The sequence below is a fragment of the Streptomyces sp. SirexAA-E genome (assembly GCF_000177195.2).
GTDB lineage: Bacteria > Actinomycetota > Actinomycetes > Streptomycetales > Streptomycetaceae > Streptomyces > Streptomyces flavovirens.
This window is the reverse complement of record NC_015953.1, coordinates 5,912,142-5,923,745: the sequence shown is the minus strand read 5'-3', so window position 1 is coordinate 5,923,745 and position 11,604 is coordinate 5,912,142. Positions and strand designations below refer to the sequence as shown.

7 protein-coding genes are annotated in these 11,604 nt (G+C 67.3%); 2 read left to right on the top strand and 5 right to left on the bottom strand.

Features of this window, described 5'->3' with window-relative positions:
* Positions 1-164: 164 nt before the first annotated feature.
* The 5 genes from SACTE_RS26050 to ngcE all read right to left on the bottom strand — a co-directional run bounded on the left by SACTE_RS26050 (position 165) and on the right by ngcE (position 6,316).
* Positions 165-1,274: a sugar ABC transporter substrate-binding protein gene (locus SACTE_RS26050; protein ID WP_014049006.1), complete on the bottom strand. Its 1,110-nt coding sequence runs from the start codon at positions 1,272-1,274 to the stop codon at positions 165-167.
* Positions 1,275-1,393: 119 nt separating this feature from the next.
* Positions 1,394-2,593, bottom strand: coding sequence for an ROK family transcriptional regulator (locus tag SACTE_RS26045; RefSeq protein ID WP_014049005.1), 1,200 nt, complete (start codon positions 2,591-2,593; stop codon positions 1,394-1,396).
* Positions 2,594-2,877: 284 nt separating this feature from the next.
* Entirely contained in the window at positions 2,878-3,795 is a 918-nt protein-coding gene (locus tag SACTE_RS26040; protein WP_014049004.1) for a carbohydrate ABC transporter permease, read from the bottom strand.
* A 97-nt stretch (positions 3,796-3,892) separates the two neighbouring features.
* Positions 3,893-4,816, bottom strand: coding sequence for a sugar ABC transporter permease (locus SACTE_RS26035; protein ID WP_014049003.1), 924 nt, complete (start codon positions 4,814-4,816; stop codon positions 3,893-3,895).
* Positions 4,817-4,867: 51 nt separating this feature from the next.
* Positions 4,868-6,316, bottom strand: a complete 1,449-nt coding sequence (gene ngcE / locus SACTE_RS26030) for an N-acetylglucosamine/diacetylchitobiose ABC transporter substrate-binding protein (RefSeq protein WP_014049002.1) — start codon at positions 6,314-6,316, stop codon at positions 4,868-4,870.
* Positions 6,317-6,827: 511 nt separating this feature from the next.
* On the opposite strand from ngcE, the gene SACTE_RS26025 reads away from it, so the two are divergent.
* Together SACTE_RS26025 and SACTE_RS26020 are read left to right on the top strand one after the other, a co-directional pair.
* Entirely contained in the window at positions 6,828-10,676 is a 3,849-nt protein-coding gene (locus SACTE_RS26025) for a GH92 family glycosyl hydrolase (protein ID WP_014049001.1), read from the top strand.
* Positions 10,677-10,884: 208 nt separating this feature from the next.
* Positions 10,885-11,565: a hypothetical protein gene (locus SACTE_RS26020; protein WP_014049000.1), complete on the top strand. Its 681-nt coding sequence runs from the start codon at positions 10,885-10,887 to the stop codon at positions 11,563-11,565.
* The last annotated feature ends 39 nt before the right edge of the window (positions 11,566-11,604 follow it).

Sequence of the window (11,604 nt, the reverse complement as noted above, 5' to 3'; positions counted from 1 at the left end):
GGATGCCGTGCCTGGGGGGAGGCACGGTGGTCGAGCAGAAAAATGGGAACGGAGGAAGCGTTCCGTCCGGTGCCCCGCCCGGTAGCGGGACAGTTGGTGGGCGAGACACCGGACAGGCTCTTCACCTGCGGACCGGCCGTACTGCGGGCCGGCCGCGGCAAGGACTACTTCAGGTCGATCGCGTCGCAGGCGGCCTTGTACTTGGCCGTGCAGATCTCCTCGACCTTCCAGATGCCGTCCTTGATGATGGTGTCCTTGATGTTGTCCTTGGTCAGCGAGACGACCGGGACGAGCACGGTGGGCACGCCCTTCTGGCTCGCGTTGTCGACCGTGGACGTGGCGATGGAGTCCAGCTTCTCGCCCTTGGCGAGCGCGACGGCCATCTCCGCGGCGATGATGCCTTCCTGCGGGTAGGACTTGTAGACGCTCATGAACTGCTCACCGGCGACGATGTGCTGCACACCGGCGAGTTCGGCGTCCTGGCCGGTGATCGGCGGGAGCTTGGAGACACCGGCGGACTTGAGGGCCTGGATGATGCCGCCGGCCAGGCCGTCGTTGGCGGAGTAGACGCCGTCGATCTTGTCCTTGCCGAGGGCGGTGATCGCGCCCTCCATGTTGGCGTTGGCGTTCTCCGCCTTCCACTCCTTGGTGTCGTACTCCTTGCCGTAGGTCACCTTGCCGTCGAGCACCGACTTGGCGCCCTTCTTGAAGAGCGCGGCGTTCGGGTCGGTGATCGCGCCGTGCATCATCACGACGGTGGGCTTGGTCTTGCCCTTGAGGGCCTCCAGGAGGGCGGTGCCCTGGACGCGGCCGACCTCTTCGTTGTCGAAGGAGGTGTAGGCGTCGATCGGGCCCTCGGCGAGGCGGTCGAAGGCGACGACGGGGATACCGGCGTCCTTGGCCTTCTTGACGCTGTTCTCGATCGCCTTGGAGTCGACGGCGTCGATGATCAGCGCGTCCACCTTGTTGGTGATCATGGTCTCGACCTGCTGCGCCTGCGTGGTGGCGTCCTGCTTGGCGTTGGCGTAGACGACCTCCGCCTTGCCGCCGGTGAGCTCGCCGACCTTCTTCTCGATGATCGGCTTGTCGAACTTCTCGTAACGGGCCGTGGCGTTCTCCGGAAGGAGCAGAGCGATCTTGAGATCGTCGCCCTTCTTGCCCGACTCCTTCTCGGCCTTGTCGCCCGACTCCTTGGCGCTCCCGCAAGCGGCGAGCGAGACGGCCATCGTGGTGGCGGCGACGGCAACGGCGGCACGACGTATACGCGTGTTCATTTCGAACCTCCCTGACGAGGCCGCGACGTTGCGGCCGAGGTGGCTGGAAGTCAACTCGGCCGCAGGGCTGCCGTCAAGGAGTAAATTCTTAACGAGATGACAACGGTGCCATCCGTTATCTAAGTGAAGACGGGGGACGCCGTGGGGAGGGTGCTCTCCAAAAGGGTCGAATCCCCCATCTCGCTGAGCACCAGGGCCAGCGCGCCCAGCACCTCCGCCCGCCCGCCGAGCGCGCCCGGGAGCACCGAGAGCTGCCGGGCGGCGCTCGGGATGGCGTAGCGCGACACGGAGTCGCGGATGGGGGCCAGCACCAGCTCGCCCGCCTCCGCGAGGGAGCCGCCGAGCACCACCCGGCTGGGGTTGAGGAGGTTGCAGAGGTTGGCCACGCCGCTGCCGATGTACCGGCCGACGTCGCCGATCACCCGGCGGCAGCCGGGATCGCCCTCGCGTGCCAGCTGGACGACCCGGTCCATGGTGAGGTCGGGCCCGTGACTGGGCCTGAGCAGGGGCAGGACGTACCGGGCGGCGGTGAAGGTCTCCAGGCAGCCCCGGTTGCCGCAGCGGCAGACGGGACCCGACTCGTCGAGGGTGATGTGGCCGATCTCGCCGGCCGTGCCGCCGGGCCCGCGGTAGATGTGCCCGTCGATCACCAGACCGGCGCCGACCCCGCTGGCGACCTTGATGTACGCGAGGTCCTTGACCCCCCGGCCCGCGCCCCAGACGAGCTCGCCCAGGGCTCCCAGATTGGCGTCGTTGTCCACGTACACGGGGACGCCGAGGCGGCCCGCGAGCTCCTGGCCCGGATTGATGCCCGTCCAGCCCGGCAGGATCGAGGTGGAGCCCAGCGTGCCGGACTCGACGTCGATGGGACCCGGGACGCCGAGCCCCACGCCGATCACCTTCCCGGGGGCGATGCCGGTGGTCTCGATCAGCCGGTTGACCAGCTGCTCCGCCCGACCGAAGCCCTGCGCCGACGAGGCGTCCACGTCCAGCGGCTCGGACTCCTCGGCGAGGACCTGGTGGGCCAGGTTGCCGATCGCCACGCGCAGATGCGTATGACCGAAATCGACCCCTATGACGATGCCCGCGTCTCCGCTGAGGGAGACGCTCCGGGCACGGCGCCCGCCCGCCGAGGTGGGGGTCACCTCGACCGTGCCGCCTTCCTTCAGTTCCCGGACGATGTTGGAGACGGTGGCCGCGGACAGGCCCGTGCTTCTGGCGATCTCGGCCTGGGTCAGCGACCCCGCCATCCTGACCGCGCGCACGACCCGCTCAAGGTTGGCCCGATGCAGAGACGTCTGCGACCCCGGAGTCTCCATCGACTCTCCCACTCCTGCCATATTCTCCAACATGTGAACTCTAAGCTGAGCGTTTTGGGGTGCCCCCCGTCAAGACCTTGAGCAGTCGGAGCCTCCGATGAGCGTCGGGCACTCCCGTCCGGACACCGGCGAACGCCATGGAAGCACCACGAATCGCCCCCCGGCCGCTGACCGGGGGGCGATTCACGGCCCGCAGGCCCTGTTCGTTCGTGGTGGGTGTTGTGGCCGGGGCGCCAGGTGCGGTCGTTACGTGAACGCACTCCCGAAGCGCCGTCGGCACGCGGCTACTTGAGGGCTCCCGCCGTCAGTCCCGCGACCACCTGGCGCTGGAAGACGATGTAGGCCGCGAGGACCGGCAGCATCGCCATCACCAGACCGGCGAAGAGCCCCGACCAGTCCCCCTTGTAGCCCTGGCTGGTGGCCAGTTCGACCAGCCCCTGGGAGAGGACCTTGCCGTCCGGGTCGGTGTTGAGCACCGTCGGCAGCATGTACTGGTTCCACTGCCCCAGGAAGTTGAAGATCCCGACGCTGATGAGGCCGGGCTTGGCCATCGGCAGCATCACCTGGAAGAAGGTCCGGGTGTGCGAGGCGCCGTCGAGCATGGCCGCCTCCGCGATCGAGGTCGGCAGCGTCCGGAAGAACGAGGTGAGGAAGAAGACGGTGAAGGGCAGCGAGTACGCGATGTACACCAGGATCAGCCCGTGCACCGAGTTCAGCAGGCCCATGTTGTTCATGACGAAGAACAGCGGGACCAGCGCCAGGATGACCGGGAAGCTCATCCCGCCGATGAAGAGGTAGTAGATGAAGCGGTTGCCGGGGAAGTCGAACCGCGCCAGCACGTACGCCGCCATCGAGCCGAGCAGCAGTGTGCCGACGAGCGAACCGCCCACCACCATCAGAGTGTTCAGGAAGTAGTCGCTCATATGGGCCTGGGTCCAGGCCCGCGACCAGTTCTCGAAGTGGAGCGAGTCGGGCAGCGACCACGGGGTCGACAGGATCGCGTCGTCCGTCTTGAAGGACGCCATCACCGCCCACAGCAGCGGCATGACGACGAGCACGGCCCAGATGATCAGCATGCCGTGCGAGAAGACGTTGAGGACCGCGCCCTCGCTCTTCTTCGCCGGTTCGCCGGCCGGGGCGTCGGTCTTCGTCACCGGCGAGCGCGGCGCCGGGACGGCCGGAGGAGTCTCAGTGACCTTCACGTGTGCTCACCTCGTACAACTGTCGAGCCGGCCACCGCGGCCGAGCTTTCGTGCGCGCCGCCGGGGATCCGGTCGCCGTACCTCACGGACGCCGGCATCAGAACTCCAGCCGCTCACGCCGGCCCAGCCGCATCACGATGCCCGCGAAGAGCATGGTGACGATGAGCAGCCCGACGCCGATCGTGGTGGCGTATCCGGCCTGGGCGTCCCGGAAGGCCGTCTGGTAGACGTACAGCGGCAGGATGGTGGTGGAGTAGTCGGGGCCGCCCGGACCCACGGTCATGACCTGGACGGCGGTGAACGCCTCCACACCGAGGGCCAGGATGCCCATGTAGACCCAGCCGGACTGCACGGTGTCCCACAGCAGCGGCAGCGTGATCCTGAAGAACGTCGTGATGCGGTCGGCACCGTCCAGCAGGGCCGCCTCGTAGAAGTCCTTCGGTATGGAGGCCATTCCGGCGGAGAACAGGACGACGAAGAATCCGACGGTGGACCAGATGAGCACGACCATCACGCAGTACAGCGCGAGGTTCGGGTCGCCGAGCCAGTCCGGCTGGAGGCTCTTCAGGCCGACGGCCTTCAGCGTCGAATTCAGCATGCCGGAGGTCGGGTTGAACGCGAACTGGAAGAGCAGGGCCACGATCACGATCGACAGGACCTGCGGGAAGAAATAGGCGATCTTGTAGAACGAGGATCCCCGCACGCCGGCGACCGTGGCGTTCTTGCGCCGCCGGCCGCCGACATTGAGCATGAAGGCGAAGAAGAGTGCGAGTCCCAGCGTCACCAGCGGCAGCAGCAGCACGAGCAGCACGCTGTGCTGCAACGACTTCCAGAAGATGTCGTCGTCGAGCATTCGGCTGTAGTTGTCGAAGCCGACCATCTTGAAGTCCGGGCTGAGCCCGGTCCAGTCCGTGAACGAGTAGTAGATGGACTGGACGAAAGGCCAGATGACGAAGATGGCGTACAACGCCAGTGGGACTACCAGGAATCCCACGATGAAACGGTATTTGCCGTGCTGCATCGTTTTACCGACCCCGATCTCTGAGCGGGTGCCGCCGCTGGTGACGGTTGCTCACTGGTGCTTGTAGTGCTTGATGGACTGGTCCTTGGCCGCCGCGTCGGCGAAGGCCTGGATCTTCTTGATGGTCTCCGCCGGGGTCGCGCGGCCGGCCATCATCTCGCCGATTCCGGCGATGCCGATCTGCTCCTTCTGGAGCTTCACGTACCAGTCCTGCATACGGGGGTTCACCACGTTGTCGCCGGCCTTCTTCAGCACGTCGACACCGGACTGCATGGCGGTGGACAGCTCCAGTCCGTCGGTGCCTCCGTTGAAGGCGCTGAGGGACTTGACCGACTGGGTGAAGTTCTTCGAGGACTCCTCGGAGAGCATGATGCGCAGCTGCTCCATGGCGCCCTCGGGGTTCTTCGACTTCGCCGGGACGATGAACGGCTCGCCGCCGGAGGCCCAGATGGTGCCGAAGGGCAGCTTGTCGGACGAGTCGAGGCTGGAGGGCGCCCCGACCATCATCTTGAAGTCGTCCGGCGTGGTGGGCGCGGCCTCGTTCTCCACCCACGAGCCGTTCGGGATGAAGAGCGCCTTGCCCTTGGTCCACTCGGTCTGCGACTGGATGTGGGTGAGGCCGGGGGTGCCCTTGAGGATGTAGCCCTTCTGGAAGAGCTCGTAGTACGCCTCGAACGCGGCCTTGACGGCCGGGTCCTTCCAGGCGTTCGGCTCCAGGTTGTCGATCTTGTCGAGGACCTCGCGGCCACCGATCTTGCCGATGAAGGGGTACAGCGAGAACGGCAGGTAGTACGGGTACTTGCCCGGGTACGTCCAGCCGGCGATGCCCTTGCTCTTCGCCTTCTTGCAGAGCGCGAGCATGTCGTCCCAGGTCTCCGGGTACGTCGCGTCGAGCTTCTCCAGCGCCGTCTGCGAGTACCAGACGCCGTAGACCGTGTACGCGTAGTACATGATCCACACCGGGTCGCCGTCGAACTGGCCCATCTCCAGGACGCCGGGGCGCAGGGTGTCGCGGACCTTCTTGGCCGGGTCGTCGACGGACGGGGCGTCCATCAGCGGCGTCAGGTCCAGGAGCTGCTTCTTGCCGACCAGGACACCCATGTCCATCTGTTCGGCACCGGAGTTGTCGATCAGGTCCGGCGGGGTGCCGCCGTTGAAGCGCGGCTGCAGCGTCGACTGGATCTTCTCCGTCGCGGCGTGCTTGACCTTCGGGGCCTTGGGGAAGGCCTCGTTGTACTTCTTCTCCGCGTCGATGGCGTACTGCTCGCCGAAGCCACCGTTGAAGATGACGACCTCGAGGGGGGCGGTCTCGTTGACACCGAGCGGGTTCTTCGCGCTCTTGGTGCCCTTCTCTACCTTGTCGTCGCTCCCGCTGTCGCCACTCGCGCAGGACGTCAGGAAGCTCATCGTCGGGACGGCGATCAGGCCGAGTGCGGCCGAACGCTTGATCACATCGCGACGGCCAAGGCCCTCATTCTTGTGGGCGGAGGTGGATCCCATGCTCAAGTCCTCGCCTTCTCCAGGACTCAGGCGGTGTACCGGTCACCCGTCGTGAATTCGCCTCAGGCGAAGGGCCCCGCCACCGCGGTCAGTTGCGCTTGGGTCGTGCAGATTGCCGTATTACCAGGTGCAGTGGGGGAGTTTCCGAGGGACCGTGCGGCAAGTCGCCTGCTGCGGCGCCTCCGACGTAACCCCGTCCCCCGTATCCGCCGACCGCGGGAAACGGCTGGGCAGACGCCGACAGGTATAGTCCACTTGCGGCCGACTGAGCAAGATCGAATGCAGGTTTGAGCGGCAGTCTTTCCCGAGTTGAGACCTCGCGGACGCGTCGGCACCGCACGCCCGGACCGCCGCCCGTGCACCGGAATGCCCATTTCCGCTTTGTCGGTCGATTCGCACGGTCATCCACGTGCAACACCCTTGACACATCCCGCCACTTGGCTCCCTACTGGTACCCGCGCCCTCGATTGACAACGTTGTCCATGCGTGCCCCCAGGAGGATTTGCTTCGTATGCAGTCCCTACGCGCTCTCCGACAGGACTCCCGAAAGAGACACGGCTACGGGGCCGCGGTCACCGCGGCCTCTCTCGTCCTCGCCGTGGCCGCCCCCACCGCGGCCCTCGCACAACCGGCGGGCCCCCCGGGGAAACCCGCCAGGAACACCTCGTTCAGCTCCTCCTTCGAAGCCGACGAAAAGCAGCCGGATTGGCGGAATACCGTCGAAGAAGGCCCCGACGGAAAGAAGAGGGCATCGGGTGTCGATGGCGGATTCTCCTCCGGAATACCGGGCAATGTCACCGATCAGGTGACGGAGGTCCGGGCCAGCGGCGAGAACGTCGCCGGCGGTGAGGTGAAGGAGAACCTCGTCGACGTGGAGCCCGCCACCAAATGGCTGGCCTTCGCGTCCTCGGGGTGGGTGGAGTTCGACCTCGCCGAGCCGGTCCGACTCGCCGCGTACGCGCTGACCTCGGCGAACGACCACGGCGAACGCGATCCGAAGGACTGGACCCTGAAGGGCTCCACCGACGGGAAGACCTGGGAGGACCTGGACACCCGGACCGGCCAGTCCTTCTCCGAGCGGCTCCGCACCACGTCGTACGACATCGCCCCGGACCAGGCCTACCAGCACTTCCGGCTGGAGTTCACGTCCAACAACGGCGCGTCCGACGCGATCCAGCTCGCCGACGTCCAGTTCTCCGACGGTGACAGCTCCTCCCCCGCGCCGGCCGAGATGCGCACCCAGGCCGACCGCGGCCCGTCGGGCTCCCCCACCGCCAAGTCGGGTGTCGGGTTCACGGGCAGGAAGGCCCTGCGCTACGCGGGTACGCACCAGCCGGACGGCCGCGCCTACTCGTACAACAAGGTCTTCGACGTCGACACGGCCGTCACGGAGGACACCCGGCTCTCCTACCTGGTCTACCCGCAGATGGGCGAGACCGACCTGAACTACCCGGCGACGCACGTCGCGGTGGACCTGGCGTTCACCGACGGCACCTATCTGAGCGACCTGAAGGCCACCGACAGCAACGGCGGGCTGCTCACCCCGCAGGGCCAGGCGGACGCCAAGCGCCTGTACGTCAACCAGTGGAACAAGGTCGACGCGGGCATCGGCACGGTCGCGGCGGGCAAGACGGTCGACCGGATCCTGGTGGCGTACGACTCCCCCAAGGGCCCGGCGAAGTTCCAGGGCTGGATCGACGACATCACGATCGCCCCGAAGGCACCGCAGAAGCGCAAGGCGCACCTGTCGGACTACGCCTCGACCATCCGCGGCACCAACTCAAGCGGCAGCTTCTCGCGCGGCAACAACATCCCCGCGACGGCCGTACCGCACGGGTTCAACTTCTGGACCCCGGTGACCAACGCGGGTACCACGAGCTGGCTTTACGACTACGCGAGCGGCAACAACGAGGACAACCTGCCCACGTTGCAGGCGTTCTCGGCCAGCCATGAGCCGAGTCCCTGGATGGGCGACCGCCAGACCTTCCAGCTGATGCCGTCGGCGGCCTCCGGCACCCCGGACGCCTCCCGCAAGGCCCGCGCCCTGCCGTTCCGCCACGAGAACGAGACGGCCACCCCCCACTACTACGGGGTGACGTTCGAGAACGGCCTCAAGGCCGAGATGACGCCCACCGACCACGCGGCGCGGATGCGGTTCGCCTTCCCCGGCGACGACGCGAGCATCGTCTTCGACAACGTCAACAACGACGGCGGCCTCACCCTCGACCCGGCGACCAGTTCCTTCACGGGCTACTCCGACGTGAAGAGCGGCGGCTCCACCGGGGCCACCCGGCTCTTCGTCTACGGCTCCTTCGACTCGAAGGTCACCGACAGCGGCCCGCTGAAGGGCGGTGGCGGCGATGACGTGACCGGGTTCTTCCGCTTCGACGCGGGCAAGGACCGTACGGTCGGCCTGCGTCTGGCCACCTCGCTGATCAGCGTCGACCAGGCGAAGAAGAACCTCGCCGCGGAGCTCCCGGCGAAGCACTCCTTCGAGCGGGTGCGGAAGGACGCGCAGAAGGCCTGGGACAAGATCCTCGGCAAGGTGGAGGTCGAGGGCGCGAACGCCGACCAGCTGACCACGCTCTACTCCAGCCTCTACCGCCTGTACCTCTACCCCAACTCCGGCTTCGAGCAGGTGAAGGGCAAGAGCGTCTACGCGAGCCCGTTCTCCGCGCCCACCGGCACCGACACCCCGACGCAGACGGGGGCGAAGATCGTCGAGGGCGAGGTGTACGTCAACAACGGCTTCTGGGACACCTATCGCACGACCTGGCCGGCGTACTCCTTCCTCAGCCCGAAGCAGGCCGGGAAGATGGTCGACGGCTTCGTCCAGCAGTACAAGGACGGCGGCTGGATCTCGCGCTGGTCCTCCCCCGGCTACGCCGACCTGATGACCGGCACCAGCTCGGACGTGGCCTTCGCCGACGCGTACGTCAAGGGCGTCGACTTCGACGCGGAGGCGGCGTACGACGCGGCGGTCAAGAACGCCACGGTGGCCCCGCCGTCCTCCGGCGTCGGCCGCAAGGGGATGGAGACCTCGGTCTTCACCGGATACGCCGACACCTCGACCCACGAGGGCCTCTCCTGGTCGCTGGAGGGCTACCTCAACGACTACGGCATCGCCCAGATGGGCAAGGCGCTCTACAAGAAGACGAAGAAGGCGCGCTACAAGGAGGAGTCGGAGTACTTCCTCAACCGCGCGCGGAACTACGTCAAGCTCTTCGACGAGAAGGCCGGCTTCTTCCAGGGCCGGAAGGCGAACGGCGACTGGCGGCTCCCGTCCGACCGGTACGACCCGCGGGTCTGGGGCTACGACTACACCGAGACCAACGGCTGGGGTTACGCCTTCACCGCCCCGCAGGACAGCCGCGGTCTGGCCAACCTCTACGGCGGCCGCGACGGCCTCGCGAAGAAGCTGGACACCTACTTCTCGACGCCCGAGACGGCGGGCCCGGAGTTCGTGGGCTCGTACGGCGGGGTCATCCACGAGATGACCGAGGCGCGTGACGTGCGGATGGGCCAGTACGGCCACAGCAACCAGGTCGCCCACCACGCCACGTACATGTACGACGCGGCCTCGCAGCCCTACAAGACGCAGGAGAAGGTCCGCGAGGTCCTCGGCCGGCTGTACACCGGCAGCGAGATCGGCCAGGGCTACCACGGCGACGAGGACAACGGCGAGCAGTCGGCCTGGTTCCTCTTCTCCTCGCTCGGCTTCTACCCGCTGGTGATGGGCAGCGGTGAGTACGCGATCGGCTCGCCGCTCTTCACCAAGGCGACCGTGCACCTGGAGAACGGCCGCGACCTGGTCGTCAAGGCACCGAAGAACAGCACGAAGAACATCTACGTCCAGGGCCTGAAGGTCAACGGCAAGAAGTGGACCTCGACTTCGCTGCCGCACGACCTGCTCGCCAAGGGCGGGGTGCTGGACTTCGACATGGGCTCCCGGCCGTCGGCCTGGGGCACCGGCAAGAACGCCGCCCCGGTCTCCGTCACCCAGGACGACGAGGTCCCCGCTCCCAGGGGCGACGTCCTCGTCGGTGACGGCGCGCTCTTCGACGACACCTCGGCCACCTCGGCGGGCGTCGAGTCGGTGGACCTGCCCGTCCCGGCGAGGACGAAGGCGCTCCAGTACACGCTGACGTCGGCGACGGCGGACGCGGCTCCCACGGACTGGGTGCTCCAGGGCTCCTCGGACGGGGCCACCTGGAAGGACCTGGACAAGCGGTCCGGACAGACGTTCGCCTGGGACAAGCAGACCCGGGCGTTCTCGGTGGCCGCGCCGGGCTCGTACGCGAAATACAGGCTGGTCAGCACGGAGAAGGCGACGCTGGCGGAGATCGAACTGATCTCCTGACCCGCTCGTTACCTCAGAAGGACGGGCCGCCCCGGAATGGGGCGGCCCGTCCGCGTGTCCGGGACCTCCACCTATGGCGCCTATCGGCTAGTCAGGGTACTTCTGGCCGTTTTTACGGTGTCCCGACCTACTTTTTTGACGATCCATGGCATCACTTAGGCGATCAGGTGATCAGTACGACAATCATCTCGGCTTGAAGGAGCCCAGCATGCGCATTTCCGCTTCCGTCCGCTCCCGCAGCGTCCGTGCGGGCACCACGGTGGCCGCCGCGGTCGCCGTCGCCGGAGCCACCCTGGCCGGGGCACCCGCCGCCTACGCTGCCCCCGGCGACAGCGGTGACATCGACGTCCGTTCGGTCGGCTGGCACTCGCGCGGCGACCGCGACGGGGTCGAGGTCTGCAAGTTCGTCCTCGTCGCCAGCAACTTCGAGTCGTTCCCGTCGGTCCCGTGGACGATCACCGCGCAGCCCCCGACCGTTCCCCCGGGCGACACCCTGCAGAGCACGCTGCCGCTGGTGAACGGCTCGGCGCGCAGCCAGGAGTACCTGCTCCCGGAGGGCACGTACCAGCTGGTGTGGACCGTCCCGGCGGGCCCGAAGCAGAAGAGCTTCGAGGTCGACTGCTCCCGTCCCGCCGAGAACGGCAACCGTTCCGAGGGCCACGGCCGGGGTTCGGACACCGGCGCCGAGAAGGGCCACGACAAGGGGTACGACAAGCCGTCAGGCGCCGTGCCCGCGGGCGGCGGCGGCGTCCCGGACATGGAGAGCGTCAGCTCCGAGAGCGACTCGAACGCCGTGACCACGACCGCGCTGGCCGCCGGAGCGGTCGGTATCGCGGGGCTGGTCATGGTCCGCCGATCCGCACGCCGCCGTGCCCGCAACGAGGCATAACGCCCGCAGCCGACGGCGACGACGGGGACCGAGTCGCGC

What these genes read in the sequence shown, in the direction of transcription:
- SACTE_RS26050 (WP_014049006.1), bottom strand. Translation starts at nt 1,274, where the DNA reads ATGAACACGCGTATACGTCGTGCCGCCGTTGCCGTCGCCGCCACCACG.
- SACTE_RS26045 (WP_014049005.1), bottom strand. Translation starts at nt 2,593, where the DNA reads ATGGAGACTCCGGGGTCGCAGACGTCTCTGCATCGGGCCAACCTTGAG.
- SACTE_RS26035 (WP_014049003.1), bottom strand. Translation starts at nt 4,816, where the DNA reads ATGCAGCACGGCAAATACCGTTTCATCGTGGGATTCCTGGTAGTCCCA.
- ngcE (WP_014049002.1), bottom strand. Translation starts at nt 6,316, where the DNA reads ATGGGATCCACCTCCGCCCACAAGAATGAGGGCCTTGGCCGTCGCGAT.
- SACTE_RS26025 (WP_014049001.1), top strand. Translation starts at nt 6,828, where the DNA reads ATGCAGTCCCTACGCGCTCTCCGACAGGACTCCCGAAAGAGACACGGC.
- SACTE_RS26020 (WP_014049000.1), top strand. Translation starts at nt 10,885, where the DNA reads ATGCGCATTTCCGCTTCCGTCCGCTCCCGCAGCGTCCGTGCGGGCACC.